Here is a 20,073-nt window from a genome sequence, read left to right as displayed (position 1 = left end):
GAGGAGCGCCCGTGCCCGAGCTGCCCGAGGTCGAAGTCGTCCGCCGCGGCCTGGCGCGCTGGGTCAGCGGCCGCACCATCGACACGGTCGAGGTCCGCCACCCGCGCGCCATCCGCCGGCACACCGCCGGCGCGGAGGACTTCGCCGCCCGGCTCACCGGACTGCGTGTCGGCCCGGCCCGCCGCCGCGGCAAGTACCTCTGGCTCCCGGTGACCGGCGGCGGCCCGGCCGCCCAGAGCGCCGCCGAGGGCATCGCCCCGGTCGTCACCCCGTCCGTCACCCACGGACTGGCGATCCTCGCCCACCTCGGCATGAGCGGACAGCTGCTGGTCCAGCCGCAGGACGCCCCCGACGAGAAGCACCTGCGGATCCGGATCCGCTTCACCGACGCCGACACCCCCGCCGAGGCCATCGGCACCGAGCTGCGCTTCGTCGACCAACGCACCTTCGGCGGCCTCTCGCTGCACGACACCGTGCCCGGCGACCCCGACCTGCTGCCCGACGTGATCGCGCACATCGCCCGGGACCCGCTCGACCCGGCCTTCGACGACGCCGCCTTCCACGACGCACTGCGCCGCCGCCGGACCACGATCAAGCGAGCGCTGCTCGACCAGACCCTGATCAGCGGCGTCGGCAACATCTACGCCGACGAGGCGCTGTGGCGCTCCCGGCTCCACTACGACCGGCCGACCGCCACCTTCACCCGGCCCCGCACCGCCGAACTGCTCGGGCACGTCCGGGACGTGATGACCGCCGCGCTGGCCGTCGGCGGCACCAGCTTCGACAGCCTCTACGTCAACGTCAACGGCGAGTCCGGCTACTTCGAGCGCGCCCTGGACGCCTACGGCCGCGAGGACGAGCCCTGCCGCCGCTGCGGTACGCCCATCCGGCGCCGTCCCTGGATGAACCGCTCCAGCTACTTCTGCCCGCGCTGCCAGCGCCCGCCGCGGCCGCACTGAGCCGGCCCGGGGGCCGGCGGCATCCGGCTCAGAAGCCGAACTCCTGGGCCCACCACGGGCCGCCCGGACCGAAGTGGGCGCCGACCCCGAGGGTCTTGTACTCGCAGTTGAGGATGTTGGCGCGGTGCCCGGGGTCGTCCATCCAGGAGGCCATCACCGCCCGCGCGTCGGACTGGCCCCGGGCGATGTTCTCCCCACCCAGGTCCGCTATGCCCTGGTCGCGCGCCCGGTCCCAGGGCGTGTGGCCGTCCGGATCGGTGTGGCCGAAGAACCCGCGCCGCGCCATGTCGTCGCTGAACCGCTCGGCCAGACCGGCCAGTTCGCGGCTGGCGGTGACCGGCGAGCAGCCCGCCCCGGCACGTTCCTGATTGACCAACGAGACCACCGCGGCCTCGGCCGCGGCCTCGGTGCCGCCGGCGGCGGTCGGGCCGGCGGTGGGGGTCGCCGTCTGCCGGGGCGTGGTGGTGGTCGGTCCGCCGGTGGGTTGCGCGGACGGCCGCCCGCCGGTCACCGGGGACGGCGGCGGGGGTGTGGGCGCGGTGGTCCGGGACGCGGACGGCGTGGCGCCGGGCGAGGGCGGAGCCGTGGTGGAGGGGGCCCGTCCGGCGCCCCGCGACGCCCCGGTTCCCTCGCCCCGGCCCGCCACGTCCGTCGGTGCGGGTGCCGGGGCGGCGGAGCTCTCCTGCGGCCGGGCGTTCGGCAGCACATCGGCACGGACCCGGTCGGCGCGGCCGCCGGAGCCCACCTCGAACCGGCCGCCGCCCGGGACGAGTCCGGACGCGACCGCCACCGCGCCCATCGCCACCGCGGCGGAGGCTCCGAGCAGCCCGGTGCGCACCGGTGCGGTCCGGCGGGCCGCGCGATGGCCGCGGTGTCCGGCGGGCGCGGCCACATCCGTCGGTCCGTCAACAGGCCCCGTACGAAGGCGTTCCGGAGCGTGGGGAGCAGAGCGTCGATGGCGGCCCATCCGCACAAGTTCCTTCCCCCGGTGCAAGCACCGGCTCCACTGGAGCGGCTTCCGCCGCGCAGATTTCCTCGGATTCCCCACCCGAAAGGGTGAGTCCTCGCTGTCGGGGGACTGTACGCCATGACGTACGGGGCGGATGTGCTTGCTGAGCAATTGGCCGGTTAACGTGCACACATGGAAGAGGAAGTGCGGATGACCGCGTGGGTACGCGGGCGGGTCCAGGGAGTTGGGTTCCGCTGGTTCACCCGAGCGAACGCTTTGCGCATCGGCGGGCTCGCCGGTTTCGCGGTCAATCTCGGCGACGGACGCGTCCAGGTCGTCGCCGAGGGGCCGAAGGACCGCTGCGAGGCGTTGCTGGAGTGGCTCCGCACCGGGGACACGCCCGGGGACGTCGACGGCGTCACTGAGATTTGGGCCACGCCGCGGGGCGGCTACGACGGCTTCGAGATCCGCTGATCCCCCCGGAAAGCGCCGCCCGGACGGCCGCGCCGGGCGCTGTCGCGGGTGTGCCTTCGTGAGCTGCTTACAGGAGATAAGCCCTGGTGGTTGCCAACTCGGCCGACCCGTGCAAGGCTGCCGCTGTACGGATGATCTCCACGCCCCGCGGGACCTTTCTGGAGAGTGGGCGCCATGCCTTGGCGGCCGCGCACTCTCAGGTGCCCGAGGATACGGGGCGTGATCGTGTTGACCCTCCATCCGTTTGGTGAGACTCTGGAATCCCCGCGCACCTTAGCTGTTTGGCATTGAGTACACCTGGAGAATGACAAGCACCGCGGGTGCGAATCCCTCACGACCCACACCGCTTCGGTCGGTCACTCATTGTGGAGGACCATCCATCATGGCAAAGGCGCTTCTCGGTTACGTCGGCGGCTCCGACCCCCGAGTCCTCGCCGAGATGCGACGGCTTCAGCAGCGCGTCCAGGACCTCGAATCCGAACTCATTCGGATGCAGGCCGAGAACGACATGCTCTCCGCTGCCGCGCGTCGCGACGATTCGGTGCTCGACATCGACGTACCCCAGGCGGAGCCCGCGCTCACCTGACCCCGACCAGGGTCGGACGGGCTGCACGCCAGCCGCTTGAAGCACCGCATGCTTCAAGTTCTGCGCACGCTTCAAGATCTGCACTGCAAGATCTGCAAGGGACGCTTCGGCGTCCCTTCGTCGTTCCCCCGCTCCGTGTGCCGTCCTCGGTGATGCTCCCGCCCCTGCCGCACGCCGTTTCCCCATTGGCCGGATGGCATGCCGCCCTCCGGTCACTTGCGTCCCGCGGTGTATCCCCAGTCCCTCGGTGTCGTCCTTACCGCATGATGTGCCCCTCCCTTTCCCCGGTGAAACCGGCGGGTTGCATTGCCCGGTGAATGGGAGGGGAACGGCGGCCGATACCCGGGGGTCGTACCGGGCCGCGGCGGTTGCCGGAATGTTGCGGAGAGGTGGCGGGGAGCGGCCGGTAGAGTTCAAAGGCGTGCATCTGAAGAGTCTGACCCTGCGAGGCTTCAAGTCCTTCGCCTCCGCCACGACGCTCCGTTTCGAACCGGGCATCACCTGCGTCGTGGGCCCCAACGGTTCCGGCAAGTCCAACGTCGTGGACGCGCTGTCGTGGGTCATGGGGGAGCAGGGTGCCAAGTCGCTGCGCGGCGGCAAGATGGAGGACGTCATCTTCGCCGGGACGACCGGGCGGCCGCCGCTCGGCCGTGCCGAGGTCTCCCTGACGATCGACAATTCCGACGGCGCGCTGCCCATCGAATACGCCGAAGTCACCCTCACCCGGATCATGTTCCGGAACGGCGGCAGCGAGTACCAGATCAATGGCGACACCTGCCGGTTGCTGGATATCCAGGAACTCCTCTCGGATTCCGGAATCGGCCGCGAGATGCATGTGATCGTCGGCCAGGGACAGCTCGATTCCGTGCTGCACGCCGATCCGATGGGCCGCCGGGCGTTCATCGAGGAGGCGGCCGGCGTGCTCAAGCACCGCAAGCGCAAGGAGAAGGCGCTGCGGAAGCTGGACGCGATGAAGGCCAATCTCGCCCGCGTCCAGGACCTGACGGACGAGCTGCGGCGGCAGCTCAAACCGCTGGGGCGGCAGGCCGCGGTCGCCCGGCGCGCCGCCGTCATCCAGGCCGATCTGCGGGACGCCCGGCTGCGGCTGCTCGCCGACGACCTCGTCACGCTGCGCCGGGCGCTGGCCGCCGAGATCGCCGACGAGGCGGCGCTGAAGGAGCGCAAGGAGGCCGTCGAGGAGCGGCTGCGCGCCGCCCAGCAGCGGGAGGCGGCGCTGGAGGCGGAGGTGCGGGCCCTCGCCCCGCGGGTGCAGCGGGCCCAGCAGACCTGGTACGCGCTGTCCCAGCTCGCCGAGCGGGTGCGCGGCACGGTCTCGCTGGCCGAGGCCCGGGTGCGCAGCGCCGCGGCGGCGCCACCGGAGGAGCGGCGCGGCCGGGACCCCGAGGACATGGAGCGGGAGGCCGCCCGGATCCGCGAGCAGGAGGCGGAGTTGACCGCCGCGCTGGAGGCGGCGAGCCGGGCGCTGGAGGACACCGTCGAGCACCGGGCGGCGCTGGAGCGGCAGTTGGCGGACGAGGAGCGGCGCCTGCGGGACGCCGCCCGTGCCCTGGCCGACCGGCGCGAGGGGCTGGCCCGGCTGACCGGGCAGGTCACCGCGGCCCGCGGCCGGGCCGGGTCGGCGCAGGCGGAGATCGGCCGGCTGGCCGAGGCCCGGGACGCCGCCCGGACCCGGGCGGTCGCGGCCCAGGAGGAGTACGAGCAGCTCAAGGCCGAGGTCGACGGGCTGGACGCGGACGACGAGGAGATCACCGGGCGGTACGAGGCGGCCCGGAGGGAGCTGGCGGCGGCCGAGTCCGCGCTGACCGCCGCGCGGGAGGCGCTGACCGCGGCCGAGCGGGAGCGCGCCGCGACCGCCGCCCGGCACGACGCGCTCGCCCTCGGGCTGCGCCGCAAGGACGGCACCGGTGCGCTGCTGGCCGCCGCGGACCGGATCGGCGGGGTGCTCGGACCGGCCGCCGAACTGCTGACCGTCACCCCGGGCTTCGAGGTCCCGGTGGCGGCCGCGCTCGGCGCCGCGGCGGACGCGGTCGCGGTCACCGACCCGGCCGCCGCGGCGGAGGCGCTGCGGCTGCTGCGCAAGGAGGACGCGGGGCGGGCGGCGATGGTGCTGGGCGGCAGCCGGCCGACGCGGGTGCCGGCGCCGGCCCGGGCCATGGAGGCCGAGGAGGCCGTGTCGGTGGCGGCGGTGGAGGGCGTCGAGCGGGCCGGCGGGGAGACGGTCGCCGGGGCCGGTGGGGCCGGGCTGCCGGGGACGGCCGGCGGTCCTCGGCCCGCCCATGAACTCGTCCACGGGCCACGGGAGTTGACCGCCTCGGTGGCGCGGCTGCTGCGCGACGTGGTGGTGGTCGGGACGCTGGCGGAGGCCGAGGAGCTGCTCGCGGCGCGGCCGGAGCTGACCGCCGTCACCGCGGAGGGCGATCTGCTCGGGGCGCACTTCGCCCAGGGCGGTTCGGCGGGGGCGCCGAGCCTGCTGGAGGTCCAGGCGTCCGTCGACGAGGCGGCGGCCGAGCTCACGGAGCTGGCGGCCCGCTGCGATGCGCTGACCGAGGCGCGGCGTGCGGCGGAGCTGCGGCGTACCGACTGCGCGGCGCTGGTCGAGGAGCTGGACGCCCGGCGGCGCGCGGCCGACCGGGAGAAGTCGAAGGTCGCCGGGGACCTGGGGCGGCTCGCCGGGCAGGCTCGGGCCGCCGCCGGGGAGGCGGAACGATCCGCCGCGGCCGCCGCCCGGGCCGAGGAGGCGCTGGCGCGGGCCACCGAGGAGGCGGAGGAACTGGCCGCGCGGCTGGCCGCGGCCGAGGAGGACCCGGGCGCGGACGACGAGGAGCCCGACACCTCCGTACGCGACCGGCTGGCGGCCGACGGGGCCAACGCCCGGCAGACGGAGATGGAGGCCCGGCTCCAGGCGCGCACGCACGAGGAGCGGGTCAAGGCGCTCGCCGGGCGGGCGGACTCGCTGGACCGGGCGGCGCGGGCGGAGCGCGAGGCGCGGGCGCGCGCCGAACGGCGGCGCGCCCGGCTGCGCCACGAGGCGGCGGTGGCCGGGGCGGTGGCCTCGGGCGCGCGGCAACTGCTGGCGCACGTCGAGGTGTCGGTGCTCCGGGCCGAGGAGGAACGCGCCGCCGCGGAGCGGGCCAAGGAGGCGCGGGAGCGGACGCTGGCGGCCGAGCGCGAGCAGGGCCGGGAGCTGACGACGGAGCTGGACAAGCTGACCGATTCGGTGCACCGCGGCGAGGTGCTCGGCGCGGAGAAGCGGCTGCGGATCGAGCAGTTGGAGGGCCGGGCGCTGGAGGAGCTGGGGGTGGAGCCGGCCGCGCTGGTGGCCGAGTACGGCCCCGACCAGCCGGTCCCGCCGTCCCCGGCGGCCGAGGGCGAGGCGCTGCCCGACGCTGCGTCCGACAGCGGCTCCGCAGCGGGCGAGCACCCGCGGAACCAGCCGGTGCCGTACGTCCGGGCCGTGCAGGAGAAGCGGCTCAAGGCAGCCGAGCGGGCCTACCAGCAGCTCGGCAAGGTGAACCCGCTCGCGCTGGAGGAGTTCGCGGCGTTGGAGGAGCGGCATCAGTTCCTCAGCGAGCAGCTTGAAGACTTGAAGAAGACCCGGGCCGACCTGCTGCGGGTGGTTAAGGAGGTCGACGAGCGGGTCGAGCAGGTCTTCACCGAGGCGTACCACGACACCGCGCGGGAGTTCGAGGGTGTCTTCGCGCGCCTCTTCCCGGGCGGCGAGGGCCGGCTGGTGCTGACGAACCCGGACGACATGCTGGCGACCGGTGTGGACGTGGAGGCGCGGCCGCCGGGGAAGAAGGTCAAGCGGCTCTCGCTGCTGTCGGGCGGTGAGCGGTCGCTGACCGCGGTGGCGCTGCTGGTGTCGATCTTCAAGGCGCGGCCCAGCCCGTTCTATGTGATGGACGAGGTCGAGGCGGCGCTGGACGACACCAATCTGCAGCGACTGATCCGGATCATGGAGGAGCTCCAGGAGAGCTCCCAGCTGATCGTGATCACGCACCAGAAGCGGACGATGGAGGTCGCCGACGCGCTCTACGGCGTGTCGATGCAGGGCGACGGTGTCTCGAAGGTGATCAGCCAGCGGCTGCGCTGAGCCGTTCGGCGGCCCGTCGCGGCGGGTCCGTGAACCCGTCTTTCCGCACCCCCTGAAGATCAATTCAGAACTTGAATGAAGTGTGTGGCGGTCGGGTGAGAAAGACGTCAGCTTTGGGGTATTGACTTCGAAACTTAAAGGCATAGTCTCTGCAACGTTGCTTTTACCTTCAAGTGGTGGGTACCCCCAACGTGTGCACCACTTGTAGGGCCAGCCCCCTACGCCCGGCAGCGCAGCCGGGCCACTGGAGTTCACGTTGACCAGCACCGCGCAGCCGACGGTCCCGGAAGGCCGCAAGGCCCAGCCGGACCACCTCGGCCATGTCATCTTCATCACCGCGGCTGCCGCGATGGGCGGCTTTCTCTTCGGCTACGACAGCTCCGTCATCAACGGCGCCGTCGAGGCGATCCGCAGCCGCTACGACGTCGGGTCCGCCGTCCTCGCGCAGGTGATCGCCATCGCCCTGATCGGCTGCGCCATCGGCGCCGCCACCGCCGGCCGGATCGCCGACCGGATCGGCCGGATCCGGGTCATGCAGATCGCCGCGGTGCTCTTCACCATCAGCGCCATCGGCTCCGCGCTGCCGTTCGCCCTGTGGGACCTGGCGATGTGGCGCGTCCTGGGCGGCATCGCGATCGGTATGGCCTCGGTCATCGGCCCGGCCTACATCGCCGAGGTCTCGCCGCCCGCCTACCGTGGCCGGCTCGGCTCCTTCCAGCAGGCCGCCATCGTCATCGGCATCGCCATCTCCCAGCTCGTGAACTGGGGCATCCTCAACCTCGCCAACGGTGAGCAGCGCGGCAAGATCGCCGGCCTGGAAGCCTGGCAGTGGATGCTCGGCGTGATGGTCATCCCCGCGATCCTCTACGGCCTGCTCTCCTTCGCGATCCCCGAGTCGCCGCGCTTCCTGATCTCCGCCGGCAAGCTCGACCGCGCCAAGGAGGTGCTCGGCGAGGTCGAGGGCCACACGGTGGACCTCGACGCCCGGGTCACCGAGATCCAGGACGCGATGCGCCGCGAGCACAGGTCGACCTTCAAGGACCTGCTCGGCGGCAAGGGCGGCTTCCTGCCGATCGTCTGGGTGGGCATCGGCCTCTCCGTCTTCCAGCAGCTGGTCGGCATCAACGTCGCCTTCTACTACTCCTCGACGCTGTGGCAGTCGGTCGGCATCAACCCGGAGAGCTCGTTCTTCTACAGCTTCACCACCTCGATCATCAACATCGTCGGTACCGTGATCGCGATGATCTTCGTCGACCGGATCGGTCGCCGCCCGCTGGCGCTGATCGGCTCGGCCGGTATGGCCGTCGCGCTCGCCCTGGAGGCGTGGGCCTTCTCCGCCAAGACCGCGGCCGGCACCCTGCCGTCCGCCGAGGGCACCGTGGCTCTGATCGCCGCGCACGGCTTCGTCCTCTTCTTCGCGCTCTCCTGGGGCGTCGTGGTCTGGGTCCTCCTCGGCGAGATGTTCCCCAACAAGATCCGTGCCGCCGCGCTGGGCGTCGCCGCCTCCGCGCAGTGGATCGCCAACTGGGCGATCACGGCCAGCTTCCCCAGCCTCTCGGACTGGAACCTGTCCGGCACCTACGTGATCTACGCGGTCTTCGCTCTGCTCTCGATCCCCTTCGTGCTCAAGTTCGTGAAGGAGACCAAGGGCAAGGCGTTGGAGGAGATGGGCTAACCCCCCCGCCAGCCCTCTCCTCAGTTCTCGCTGCTGCCCCGGCTCACCCGAGCCGGGGCAGCGGTGGTTTTCGCGGCCGGTGGCACCGCGGGGATCCGTCCGAAGCGCCCTAGCCAAGGAGTCGGCTGCCGTCGGGTATCTGCACCCAGCGGCGGGGTGGGCCGGTCACCGGTGCCGGGTCCGTCACCCGCAGGCCGGCCGCCGCGGAGGCGTACCCCAGCTCGTTCGCGCCGTACATGTCCTCCGGCCGGGTCCAGCTCCAGAAGCGGTAGTGCCAGTGCCCCTCGGGCTCGTCCCCGTACGGCGGGAGGCCGATCTCCTCGGTCAGCTCGGTGCGGCCGTCGCGGGAGAGCGTGCCGAAGGTGCCGCCGGCGGGGTTGACGTAGAGGCCGTAGGCGGCGGTGCCCACGGAGAGGGCGTCCAGCAGCCGGTCGGTGCTCAGCAGGTACGAGGACGGCTGGAGCAGCACGCAGCCGCCGGGTACCCCCGTCACCCCCACCCGGCGGTGGGACGCCTCGGCGTCGTGCGCGTCGAAGCTGTGGGGGGCGGTGGCGCCGGGGTCCGCGTCGGCGTCCGGGGCGAGCACCGGGCGGTCGCGCGGGTCCCGGCCCAGCCGTCGGACCGCCTCCGCCTCGTCGATCCCCGCCACGAACGCCACCGAGGCGCCGTCGGTGTGCACTCCCCGGAACACCGCCGCCTGCTCGTCCGCCGCCCGCTGCGCGGCGCGCTCCTCGGGCGTCAGCGGCACCGCTCCCGGCAGTCCGGCGAACAGCGGGGCCAGGGCGCAGGTCAGCGCCAGACGGCCGGGGGAGCGGCCGGCGACCTGCGGGCGCCAGGCGTCGGCGCCGGCCCGCAGCAGCAGCGCGGCGTTCCCCTCGGCGCCGTGGCAGACGGCGTGCCACAGCGGGGTGCGGCCCTGTGCGTCCGGTGCGTCCACCGCCGCGCCGCGGTCGAGGAGCGCGGCGACGGCCTCGGGGGAGCCGTGGGCCGCGGCCAGGTGCAGCGGGGTCTCCTGGGGGTGGCCCGGCACGAGGGCCCGCGGATCGGCGCCGTTGGCCAGCCGGCCCAGCACCAGCGCGGTGTCCCGCCAGTGGAACGGGGCCAGCAGCTCCCAGTCGCCGCGCGCGGGGTCCGGGACGGGCGGGGACCACGGCTGCGGCTCGGACGCGGGCGGCGGGGCCAGGATCTCCGCCGGGCCCGGGCCGACGGTGAGGAACCCCCGCGATTCCTCACCCGTCGCCGGCGGGGCCGGCGGCGCGGCGTCCGGCCAGATCTCCAGCGCCTCGCCGGCCGCCGCCCGCAGCGGCCCGGCGTCGAAGACGGTGACCGTCTCGGGGACCTGCTCGTCCGGCCACTCGACCACGAGTTGGGTGGCGCCGGCGGGCGGCAACTGCGAGAGGTGCAGCTCCAGTTCGTGGTGGAAGGCGCCGCCGGAGCCGCCGACCGGCCGCAGCGTCGGGTGCGGCGGCCCGGCCGTCGGCAGCGGCGCGCCGTCGAGCGTGGTGACCTTCCGCCCGTCGGCCAGCAGCAGCCCGCAGCGCAGCGCCCCGTCGCGCGGCCCGCCGTACGGCGAGGTCCGGCCGCCGGGTCGGATCCGTCGCAGGAAGACCGACAGCCGCATCGTCACCGACCGCGGCCAGACCTCCCAGCCGGTGAGCACGATCCGCACGTCCGGGCCGGCGCCGGCCTCGGCGACCTGCGGGAGCCGCGCCGGAACGAACCAGTGGGAGGGCGCGAACTCCTCGTCCTCCGCGGGCGCGTAGGCGCACAACTCCAGGGTCTCGTCTGGTGGTTCGGGCGGGGGAGGGGACGCGGGCAGACCGTCGAAGAAGCTCATGCATCGATCGTGGCACCCGGCACTGACAATCGGCGTGCCACGCGCGCCGCCCGGCGCGCGTCAGTCCGTCAGCCGCGGCAGCACCTTCTCCGCGAACAGCCGCAGCGACCGCCACCCCTCCTCGACGGGCATCCCGCCGCACAGCGGATGCAGGATCAACGTGCCTCGGGCGCCGTCCTGTTGGGCCAGTTCGACGCAGTCGTCCGGCGTGACGATCCGGTACACGCCCTCCGCGCGCAGCGCCGCGGCGTCCCGCGCGGCGGAGCGCACCGCGGAGCGGCTCCCGGCGGACTGCCACGCCGCGTACCGCCGTGCCTCGTACAGCAGGTGGTCGCCGTGCTCGGCCCAACTCCGGTCCGGATCCTCGGAGATGTGCAGCAGACAGGTGCGCGGCGGCGGTTGGAGCACCCAGCCCTCGGTGCCGGCGGCGGCGCACTGCTCGTGGTAGTAGCGCTCCAGCTCCGGCAGGTGGGCGCTGGGGAAGAGCGGCAGTCCCAGGCGGGCCGCGCGCCGGGCCGCGGGCCGCGAGGCGCCCCCGACGAGCAGCGGCGGATGCGGCCGGGAGTACGGGCGCGGGGTGACCTGGACCGTGCGCCCCTGGTAGGTGAACGGTTCGCCGGTCCAGGCGTTGAGCAGTGTCTGCAGCACCTCGTCCTGGAGGGCGCCGCGGTCGCGCCACTCCTTGCCGTGTGCCGCGTACTCCTCGGGCCGGTAGCCGAGGCCGGCGACGGTGACTAGCCGGCCGCCGCCGAGCAGATCGAGCACCGCGATGTCCTCGGCCAGCCGCAGCGGGTCGTGCAGCGGGGTGATCAGGGCGGAGACGGTGACGCCGATCCGGCGGGTGGCGCCGAGGACGGCGCCCGCGAAGGCGAGCGGGGAGGGCATCCAGCCGTTGTCGGTGGCGTGGTGCTCCTCGGTCTGGATCATGCCCAGGCCGTGCTCGTCGGCGTACCGGGCCATCTCGACGGCGGCCCGGTAGCGGGCGGAGAGGTCCGCGGGCGCGGCCGGTGGTCCGGCGAGGTTGACGCGCAGGACCGTGGTGGGTGCGGTGGTGCCGGCAGACATGACAGGTCCCCTTCGCCAGAGCAGGTGGCGAAGGGGACCGTAGCTGACGATACGTCAGACCGCCAGGTTCATGGTCGGGAACCGGCCGCGGGTCAGCCGACCTCGACGGCGGCCGGCTCCTCGTCGGCCTCGGGGGCCGGCGCCGCGGCGGCGGGGGTCTCCTGGGCGGCCGGCAGGACCGCGAAGAGCACCGCGGCGATCAGGATGGTGGCCGCCCAGCCCAGACCGTTCTCGCCGATCCAGGTGCCGGCCAGCGGGCCGGTGAACCACTGCACCTTGGTGAAGCACAGGCCCGCGACCAGCGCGACCGCCCAGGCCGTCATGGCCTGCCAGCAGAAGCCGCCCTTGTACCAGTAGCGGCTGGTCCGGTCGATGTTCATCAGGCTCTCCGCGTGGTAGCGGACCGCCATCTTGCGGCGGCGGAGCATGTCGATGCCGTAGACGCCGATCCAGGCGGAGAAGGAGACCGCGAGCAGCGTCAGGAAGGCGATGAACTGGCCCACGAAGTCCTTGGCCACCAGCATCATGAACAGCCCGCCGATCAGGCTGATCGCGGCGTTGATGCTGACCGCCAGGGCGCGCGGCAGCTTGACACCCATGGTCTGCGCGGTGAAGCCCGCGGAGTACATCGACAGGCTGTTGATCAGCATCATGCCGATCAGCGCGGTGATCAGGTACGGGATCGCGATGGCCGACGGCAGCACCTGGCCCAGGAAGGACATCGGGTCGGTGTTCTGGTTGGCCAGCTCCGGGTTGGAGACGGCCATCACGCCGCCCATGACCACCATCGGGACCAGCACCAGGGCGGCACCCGAGACGGTGGTGCCGACGATCTTCTTGCCGGAGGCGGAGTGCGGCAGGTAGCGCGCGAAGTCCGGACCGGTGGGCACCCAGCTGAGACCGCCGGCCGCGATGGTGCCGATGCCCGCGATCATCATGGCGCCGCTGCCCGGCGACTTGGCGAAGATGGCGCCCCACGGCATCTCGACGATCAGATAGACCAGGACGACGACGCTGATGAGGCTGAAGAGGTACGTGGAGTACTTGTTGCAGACGTTGAGCGCCTTGCGGCCCATGCCGCTCACCAGGAAGGTGCAGGCGACGAAGCCCAGCAGGGTCACCACGACCAGCACGTTGTTGGTCTTGATGCCGAACACCAGGCGGAGCACGGTCAGGATCGCGTAGGCGCCGCTGACCGCGTTGATCGTCTCCCAGCCGAAGCGGGCGACCCACAGGATCGCGCCCGGGAAGTAGTTGCCGCGCACGCCGAAGGCGGCCCGGGACAGCATCGCGCCCGGCGCGCCGCCCCACTTCCCGGAGACCGACAGCAGGCCGACGATGCCGAACGAGATGGTCGACGCGATCGCGGCGACCACCAGCACCTGCCAGAAGTTCAGGCCGTTGTTGATCACCAGCGAGGCGCCCATGGTGAGCAGCAGCACGCTGATGTTGGCGGCCACCCAGGTCGGGAAGAGCTCGCGGACCCGGCCCCGGCGTTCGTGGTCGGGAACCGGCTCGATTCCGCGGGTCTCGACGGCGCCGTCGACTTCCGGGGTGGACGTGGGTGCGGACGTGGTGCTGGTGCCCATAGGTGCGGCTGTCTCCGTGCGGGGGTCTGGGGGGCACCCCCGGGGAGGAGGTGCAGGCAGCGGCTGTGGTGCCTGGCCAGAAAGCGGTTGCCAGGACTCTACGCGCGTTGCGCAGCCGTCCACCATCGTACTTTGATCCAACTTCGCCTGGTCCGCCCCCTTGGACCCCTTGACGATGACACGGAATCGACGATCCTGTCGATGAATCCAGTCACACCCCCCTGATCAGGACATACGAGACGTGATGGACTGCCTGGCAGGCGAACAGGAGGCTCCTCTTCCGTGCTTGCCGGCGGTTCTGCACCCCGAACAGAGCCCGTCGGAGAGACGCATGTCTCGTTTGAGCGCCGTTGACCGGCCACCGTCCGGACGCCGAACGGCGGGATAACGACGCCCCGGGCATGAGGCACCGGAATTGGTGCAAGGTGATCCCGATGAACGAGAGCGACCACCCGCAGGAGGCCGATGTGCCCGGCAAGACGTGTCAGTGGTGCCAGGGCACCGGCTATGTGTCCCAGGCCCTGGCCTACGCCCCCGGCGTCGATCCGTTCCGGGGCCCCTACGAGACCGTCCAGCGGGCCGGCGAGTGCCGGCACTGCCGGGGATCGGGGACATACGACTCGCACCGCGACCCCACGCTGGAGCGCTGGCGCCCGGAGGAGCGCAGGGAGTCCTGAGACGGAGCACCGAGGAGCCCCGGGATCCGGGGCGGCCCCACCGGGACCCGGGACGGAACCCCGCGCGCGTGCGGCCGTCCCCGGCGGGGCGTGGCTGATACTGGAGGGGTTATGGACACCGTCATCCTTGCTGTAGTCATCGCCGTGGTCGTGCTCGGCGCGATCAGCGGGCTCGTCGTCAGCGGCCGCAAGAAGAAGCAGCTGCCGCCGCCCCCGCCGGCCACCCCCAAGCCCACCGTCACCGCGCCCCCCGCCGAACCGCAGGTCGGCGAGGAGGCCGAGACCCCGCGCGACGAAGAACGTCGCACCATCGAAGAAGTCGAGCTGCCCGCCGCCGAGGCCCCCGTGGCCGAGGCCGAGGCACCCGTCGCCGAGCCGGAGGCGCCCGCGGCGCCCGCCGTCGAGGTCCCCGAGCCGACCGCCGGCCGCCTGGTCCGGCTGCGCGCCCGGCTCGCCCGCTCCCAGAACACCCTCGGCAAGGGCCTGCTGACCCTGCTGTCCCGCGAACACCTCGACGAGGACACCTGGGAGGAGATCGAGGACACCCTCCTCACCGCCGACGTCGGCGTCACCCCCACCCAGGAATTGGTCGAGCGGCTTCGCGAACGGGTCAAGGTGCTCGGCACCCGCACCCCCGAAGAGCTGCGCCGGCTGCTCCGCGAGGAACTGCTCGCGCTCATCGGCACCGACTCCGACCGCACCGTGCACACCGCCAACGGCATCGGCAACGGCGGCGACGAGATCCCCGGTGTCGTGCTGGTCGTCGGCGTCAACGGCACCGGCAAGACCACCACCACCGGCAAGCTCGCCCGCGTCCTGGTCGCCGACGGCAAGTCCGTGGTGCTCGGCGCGGCCGACACCTTCCGCGCCGCCGCCGCCGACCAGCTCCAGACCTGGGGCGAGCGGGTCGGGGCCCGTACGGTCCGCGGTCCCGAGGGCGGCGACCCGGCGTCCATCGCCTTCGACGCGGTCAAGGAGGGCATCGCCGAGTCCGCCGATGTCGTCCTGATCGACACCGCCGGCCGGCTGCACACCAAGACCGGCCTGATGGACGAGCTGGGCAAGGTCAAGCGCGTCGTCGAGAAGCACGGCCCGGTCGGCGAGGTGCTGCTCGTCCTCGACGCCACCACCGGTCAGAACGGCCTGGTGCAGGCGCGGGTCTTCGCCGAGGTCGTGGACATCACCGGCGTGGTGCTCACCAAGCTCGACGGCACCGCCAAGGGCGGCATCATCATCGCGGTCCAGCGCGAACTGGGCGTTCCGGTCAAGCTGGTCGGCCTGGGCGAGGGCCCGGACGACCTGGCGCCGTTCGAGCCCGAGGCGTTCGTGGACGCGCTGATCGACTGACCCGGCCGGCCGAGCCGGCGGCACGGCATGACGGCGGCGGCCCCCGCCACCCGCGGACGACGGGTGGCGGGGGCCGCCGCCGTTTCCCCGGGGCCTGTCGTCACCTGCCCGGCCGCCCCGGTCGGGGCGCCCGCGGCGCACGGATCAGGCCAAGCCGGCGGGCCGGCGCCGCCCGTGCAGACATCCGGCCGATGCGGAACGGCCCCGCGCCGGCCCCGCGCGGCAGGCGGCCGACCGACGGCGAAACGATTTGCCCTCGCTCAGCGGACCGACGGCCCGGCCGCGTCGACGGCCGCCCGGCCCGCCGCCCGGTTGCACACATACGCCAGCGCCCCCAGCAGCAGCCGGGCCTGCGGCGGCCGGCCGGCGGTCTCCAGGGTCGGCGGGCGCAGCCAGCGCATCGGCCCCAGACCGCCGAAGTCGGACGGCGGCGCGGTGACGTGGTCACCGGGGCCCAGCGGGCGAAGGTCCAGATCCGCGTCGTCCCACCCCATGCGGTAGAGGAGGTCGGGGAGCGCCGCGGCCGCCCCCGGGGCGACGAAGAACAGCGCACGCCCGGTGGGCGCGGCGGCCACCGGGCCCAGCGGCAGGCCCATCCGCTCCAGCCGCACCAGCGCGCCCCGGCCCGCGTCCTCCGGTACGTCGAGGATGTCGAAGGTGCGGCCCACCGGGAGCAGCACCGCCGCGCCCGGCGTCTCGGCCCAGGCGGCCAGCGCCTTCTCCAGCGTCGCGCCGGCCACCAGCTCCCGGCCGAAGGAGAGCGGATGGGCGCCCGGGGACGGGCAGTCCGGGACACCGCACGAACACTCCGTCCGGCCGCCGGCCCGGACCGCGCGGGCCCCCGGGACGACGTCCCACCCCCACAGCCCCGTGTACTCCGCCACCGCGGTGCCCTCGGCCGAGCGGATGCGGCGGCGCGACCCGGAACGGAGGTCCCGGATGCCGCCGATCGTGAAACCCATGCCCCCTCCAACGGGTGGTGCATACGAGTGGTTACGAGTCGGGGAGTTGACGAGGGGACGGTTCTTCACGCTGGTGTTCACGCTCCGTCGGCGGTCCGCGGTGCCGGTGGTGTCGCGTCGTATGTCGGGTGGTGCGATGCGGTGTGCACGCCCTGGCGCGCTCCGCTCCGCCTCTCCCCGTACGACCTGTGTCAAGTCAATCGCGAGAGGCGGTCAGGGAGTTCCATCGAAGGGGTGGCGAATGGTGGCGTTTCCGCAATCGACCTCCCGACGGGCGTGATCGTAGGATTACTTTCGGTGCACGAACCCGGAGAGGCACCCTTCGCACTGGTATGCCGGTGGCAACGTCCGTGCGGGCGGCGGCCGGAGGTGTGGCCGGATTCCGCGGTCGGGTAGATGTAGCGCGGAACGGGCGCCGCAACAGGCGGCATCCTGTGGGGGATTCGCGGACGAGCGCTATCGGAATGGGGGCATCCCTGTGGGCGGCATGGACGGCACCGCCGGCTCCACCAGCACGAGCGGCACGGACGCCGTCAAGCGTCCCAACGCACAGTTGGGCTCGTGGTTCATGCGCAGCGGCTGGTCCAAGGGCGAGCTGGCGCGGCAGGTCAACCGCCGGGCGCGCCAGATGGGCGCCCACCACATCAGCACCGACACCTCCCGGGTGCGTCGCTGGCTGGACGGCGAGCAGCCCCGGGAGCCCATCCCGCGGATCCTCTCCGAACTCTTCTCCGAACGCTTCGGCTGCGTGGTCGGCGTCGAGGAGCTCGGGCTGCGCTCGGCGCACCAGTCCCCGTCCGTCTCCGGCGTGGACCTCCCCTGGGCCGGCCCCCAAACGGTCAACCTCATCAGCGAGTTCACCCGCAGCGACCTGATGCTGGCCCGCCGCGGCTTCCTGGGCACCTCCCTCGCGCTCGCCGCCGGCCCCACCCTCGTCGAGCCGATGCAGCGCTGGCTGGTGCCGGTGCCCGTCGCCCCGGGCGAGGTCCCCGCGCAGCTCGACCGGGCCCGCCGCCCGGCCCGGCTCTCCCGGCCTGAACTGGAGCTGCTGGAGGCCACCACCGCGATGTTCCGGCAGTGGGACGCCCAGTGCGGCGGCGGCCTGCGGCGCAAGGCGGTGGTCGGCCAGCTCCACGAGGTCACCGACCTCCTCCAGGAGCCCCAGTCGCCCGAGGTGTCCAAGCGGCTGTTCAAGGTCGCCGCCGAACTCGCCGAACTGGCCGGCTGGATGAGCTACGACATCGGCCTCCAGCCGACCGCCCAGAAGTACTTCGTGCTCGCGCTGCACGCCTCCAAGGAGGCCGGCGACCGCCCCCTGGGCTCGTACATCCTCTCCAGCATGAGCCGGCAGATGATCCACCTCGGCCGGCCCGACGACGCCCTGGAACTGATCCACCTCGCCCAGTACGGCAGTCGGGAGACCGCCACCCCCCGCACCCAGGCGATGTTGTATGCGATGGAGGCCCGCGCCTACGCCGGCATGGGCCAGCCCAGCAAGGTCAAGCGGGCGGTGCGGATGGCCGAGGACACCTTCTCCGACATCGCCCCCGGCGAGACCGAGCCGGACTGGATCCGCTTCTTCTCCGAGGCCGAGCTGAACGCCGAGAACGCCCACTCCTACCGCGACCTCGCCTATGTGGCCGGCCGCAGCCCCACCTACGCCTCGCTCGCGGAACCGGTCATGCGGCGCGCCGTCGAACTGTTCGGCAAGGACCCCGAGCACCAGCGCTCCTACGCGCTCAACCTGATCGGCATGGCCACCGTCCACCTGCTCCAGAAGGAGCCGGAGGCGTGCGCCGTGATGGCCCAGCAGGCGATACCGTTCGCCCGCCAGGTCCGCTCCGAACGGGTCAACACCCGGCTCCGCAAGACGGTGGACACCGCGGTCCGGGAATTCGGGACGGTCAGCGAGGTGATCCAGCTCAGCGACGAGCTCTCCCGCCAGCTCCCGGAGACCGCCTTCGCCGGCTGACCCGACCGCTCACGGAGATCTCGGAATTCATCGGCGCGTAACACGGAGGACCACTTCGTCACCCCGGTGAAACACCGGCAAGGTTTGGCCGAAACGGCGCCGCGACACTCTCATCGCGAAGCCGGCCCACCCCACACCCGCACGGGCCGCATCGACGACGAGGAGACGCCGATGCCCCCAGGCATCCTTACGCTCGCAGACGGCCTCGCGGAGAAAGCCACCCTCAGTCCCGCCAACACCGGGTTCATGCTCATCTGCTCCGCGCTGGTGATGCTCATGACGCCCGGCCTGGCGTTCTTCTACGGCGGCATGGTCCGGGTCAAAAGCGTCCTGAACATGCTGATGATGAGCTTCATCAGCCTGGGCATCGTCACGCTCCTGTGGGTGCTCTACGGCTTCGGGCTCGCCTTCGGCACCGACACCGGCGGCATCATCGGCTGGAGCAGCGACTTCGCCGGCCTCGGCCACATCGGTCTGACGCAGCTGTGGGGCACCACCACCATCCCCGTCTACGTCTTCGCCGTCTTCCAGCTGATGTTCGCGGTGATCACCCCCGCTCTGATCAGCGGAGCCCTCGCCGACCGGGTGAAGTTCACCGCCTGGGCGCTGTTCATCGCGCTGTGGGTGACCGTCGTCTACTTCCCCGTCGCCCACTGGGTGTGGGCCGACGGCGGCTGGCTGTTCAAACTGGGCGTCATCGACTTCGCCGGCGGCACCGCGGTGCACATCAACGCCGGTGCCGCGGCGCTCGGCGTGATCCTCGTCGTCGGCAAGCGCATCGGCTTCAAGAAGGACCCGATGCGGCCGCACAGCCTGCCGCTGGTGATGCTCGGCGCCGGTCTGCTGTGGTTCGGCTGGTTCGGCTTCAACGCCGGCTCCTGGCTCAACAACGACGACGGCGTGGCCGCGGTCGCCTTCGTCAACACCCAGGTCGCCACCGCCGCCGCGATGCTCGGCTGGCTCGCCTACGAAAAGCTCCGGCACGGCTCGTTCACCACCCTCGGCGCGGCCTCCGGCGCGGTCGCCGGACTGGTCGCCATCACCCCCGCCTGCGGCGCGGTCAGCCCGCTCGGCGCCATCGCGATCGGCGTGATCGCCGGGGTGCTCTGCGCCATGGCCGTCGGCCTCAAGTACAAGTTCGGCTACGACGACTCCCTGGACGTCATCGGCGTCCACCTCGTCGGCGGCATCGTCGGCTCGCTGCTGATCGGGCTGTTCGCCACCGGCGGTGTGCAGAGCGACGCCAAGGGCCTCTTCTACGGGGGCGGCTTCGGCCAGCTCGGCAAGCAGACCGTCGGCGTGGTGTGCGTCCTGCTGTACTCGCTGGTCGTCTCCTACGTCCTTGCCAAGGCCATCGACCTGGTGATGGGCTTCCGGGTCGGCGAGGACGAGGAGATCACCGGCGTCGACCAGGCCGCGCACGCCGAGACCGCGTACGACTTCGCCGGCGCGGGCGGCGGCACGACGGCCCGCAGGACCACGGCCCTGGGCGAGACCCCGACCAAGAAGGTGGACGCGTGAAGCTCATCACGGCAGTAATCAAGCCGCACCGGCTCGACGAGGTGAAGGACGCCCTGCAGGCGTTCGGCGTGCACGGTCTGACCGTCACCGAGGCCAGCGGCTACGGACGGCAGCGCGGGCACACCGAGGTGTACCGGGGCGCCGAGTACACCGTCGACCTGGTGCCCAAGATCCGGATCGAGGTGCTCGTCGAGGACGCGGACGCCGAGGAGCTGGTGGAGGTCGTGGTCAAGGCCGCCCGCACCGGCAAGATCGGCGACGGGAAGGTGTGGAGCGTCCCCGTCGAGGAGGCCGTACGGGTGCGGACCGGGGAGCGCGGACCCGACGCGCTGTGAGCCGCAGGCCG

15 protein-coding genes are annotated in these 20,073 nt (G+C 72.7%); 10 read left to right on the top strand and 5 right to left on the bottom strand.

Annotation, left to right across the window (positions count from 1 at the left end; translation table 11 throughout):
* Positions 1 to 11: 11 nt before the first annotated feature.
* Complete coding sequence (gene mutM, locus SNOUR_RS13020) at positions 12 to 959, top strand: bifunctional DNA-formamidopyrimidine glycosylase/DNA-(apurinic or apyrimidinic site) lyase (RefSeq protein WP_067346648.1); 948 nt, start codon at positions 12 to 14, stop codon at positions 957 to 959.
* 28 nt (positions 960 to 987) lie between these two features.
* Here the strand turns inward: mutM and SNOUR_RS13015 are convergent, their stop codons facing one another.
* A complete protein-coding gene (locus SNOUR_RS13015) occupies positions 988 to 1,926 on the bottom strand; it encodes a CAP domain-containing protein (RefSeq protein ID WP_067346647.1) in 939 nt (312 codons plus the stop codon).
* A 174-nt stretch (positions 1,927 to 2,100) separates the two neighbouring features.
* On the opposite strand from SNOUR_RS13015, the gene SNOUR_RS13010 reads away from it, so the two are divergent.
* The 4 genes from SNOUR_RS13010 (at position 2,101) to SNOUR_RS12995 (ending at position 8,757) form a co-directional block, all read left to right on the top strand.
* Positions 2,101 to 2,382 (top strand): acylphosphatase, encoded by a 282-nt coding sequence (locus SNOUR_RS13010; RefSeq protein ID WP_067346645.1) that lies wholly within the window; start codon positions 2,101 to 2,103, stop codon positions 2,380 to 2,382.
* Positions 2,383 to 2,764: 382 nt separating this feature from the next.
* A complete protein-coding gene (locus SNOUR_RS13005; protein ID WP_039632428.1) occupies positions 2,765 to 2,968 on the top strand; it encodes a hypothetical protein in 204 nt (67 codons plus the stop codon).
* Between the two features lie 421 nt (positions 2,969 to 3,389).
* Complete coding sequence (locus SNOUR_RS13000; RefSeq protein WP_067346643.1) at positions 3,390 to 7,082, top strand: chromosome segregation SMC family protein; 3,693 nt, start codon at positions 3,390 to 3,392, stop codon at positions 7,080 to 7,082.
* Positions 7,083 to 7,338: 256 nt separating this feature from the next.
* Positions 7,339 to 8,757: a sugar porter family MFS transporter gene (locus tag SNOUR_RS12995; RefSeq protein ID WP_067346641.1), complete on the top strand. Its 1,419-nt coding sequence runs from the start codon at positions 7,339 to 7,341 to the stop codon at positions 8,755 to 8,757.
* A gap of 109 nt (positions 8,758 to 8,866) precedes the next feature.
* Here the strand turns inward: SNOUR_RS12995 and SNOUR_RS12990 are convergent, their stop codons facing one another.
* From SNOUR_RS12990 to SNOUR_RS12980, 3 genes are all read right to left on the bottom strand, one after another.
* Positions 8,867 to 10,594 (bottom strand): ankyrin repeat domain-containing protein, encoded by a 1,728-nt coding sequence (locus SNOUR_RS12990; protein ID WP_067346639.1) that lies wholly within the window; start codon positions 10,592 to 10,594, stop codon positions 8,867 to 8,869.
* Positions 10,595 to 10,654: 60 nt separating this feature from the next.
* Positions 10,655 to 11,659 (bottom strand): LLM class flavin-dependent oxidoreductase, encoded by a 1,005-nt coding sequence (locus SNOUR_RS12985; protein WP_067346638.1) that lies wholly within the window; start codon positions 11,657 to 11,659, stop codon positions 10,655 to 10,657.
* A 92-nt stretch (positions 11,660 to 11,751) separates the two neighbouring features.
* On the bottom strand, positions 11,752 to 13,248 hold the full coding sequence (locus SNOUR_RS12980) for a purine-cytosine permease family protein (RefSeq protein ID WP_067346636.1): 1,497 nt from the start codon (positions 13,246 to 13,248) through the stop codon (positions 11,752 to 11,754).
* Between the two features lie 434 nt (positions 13,249 to 13,682).
* Here SNOUR_RS12980 and SNOUR_RS12975 point away from each other — a divergent pair, with 434 nt between their 5' ends.
* Both SNOUR_RS12975 and ftsY read left to right on the top strand, forming a co-directional pair.
* Complete coding sequence (locus SNOUR_RS12975) at positions 13,683 to 13,925, top strand: hypothetical protein (protein ID WP_067358240.1); 243 nt, start codon at positions 13,683 to 13,685, stop codon at positions 13,923 to 13,925.
* A gap of 111 nt (positions 13,926 to 14,036) precedes the next feature.
* Complete coding sequence (gene ftsY / locus SNOUR_RS12970; RefSeq protein ID WP_067346633.1) at positions 14,037 to 15,272, top strand: signal recognition particle-docking protein FtsY; 1,236 nt, start codon at positions 14,037 to 14,039, stop codon at positions 15,270 to 15,272.
* 260 nt (positions 15,273 to 15,532) lie between these two features.
* Here ftsY and SNOUR_RS12965 read toward each other — a convergent pair whose 3' ends face one another.
* Entirely contained in the window at positions 15,533 to 16,234 is a 702-nt protein-coding gene (locus SNOUR_RS12965) for a bifunctional DNA primase/polymerase (RefSeq protein ID WP_067346631.1), read from the bottom strand.
* A gap of 487 nt (positions 16,235 to 16,721) precedes the next feature.
* Between SNOUR_RS12965 and nsdA the strand changes: the two genes are divergently transcribed.
* From nsdA to SNOUR_RS12950, 3 genes are all read left to right on the top strand, one after another.
* The gene (gene nsdA / locus SNOUR_RS12960; protein WP_067358238.1) at positions 16,722 to 18,206 is read left to right on the top strand and encodes a transcriptional repressor NsdA; all 1,485 of its coding nucleotides are present in this window, start codon (positions 16,722 to 16,724) and stop codon (positions 18,204 to 18,206) included.
* 171 nt (positions 18,207 to 18,377) lie between these two features.
* Complete coding sequence (locus SNOUR_RS12955; protein WP_067346629.1) at positions 18,378 to 19,727, top strand: ammonium transporter; 1,350 nt, start codon at positions 18,378 to 18,380, stop codon at positions 19,725 to 19,727.
* Entirely contained in the window at positions 19,724 to 20,062 is a 339-nt protein-coding gene (locus tag SNOUR_RS12950; RefSeq protein ID WP_039632407.1) for a P-II family nitrogen regulator, read from the top strand. The genes SNOUR_RS12955 and SNOUR_RS12950 overlap by 4 nt, the downstream gene beginning before the upstream one ends.
* Positions 20,063 to 20,073: the final 11 nt, after the last annotated feature.

Source organism: Streptomyces noursei ATCC 11455, assembly GCF_001704275.1.
Classification (GTDB): Bacteria; Actinomycetota; Actinomycetes; order Streptomycetales; family Streptomycetaceae; genus Streptomyces; species Streptomyces noursei.
This window is presented reverse-complemented; position numbering and strand designations above follow the sequence as displayed.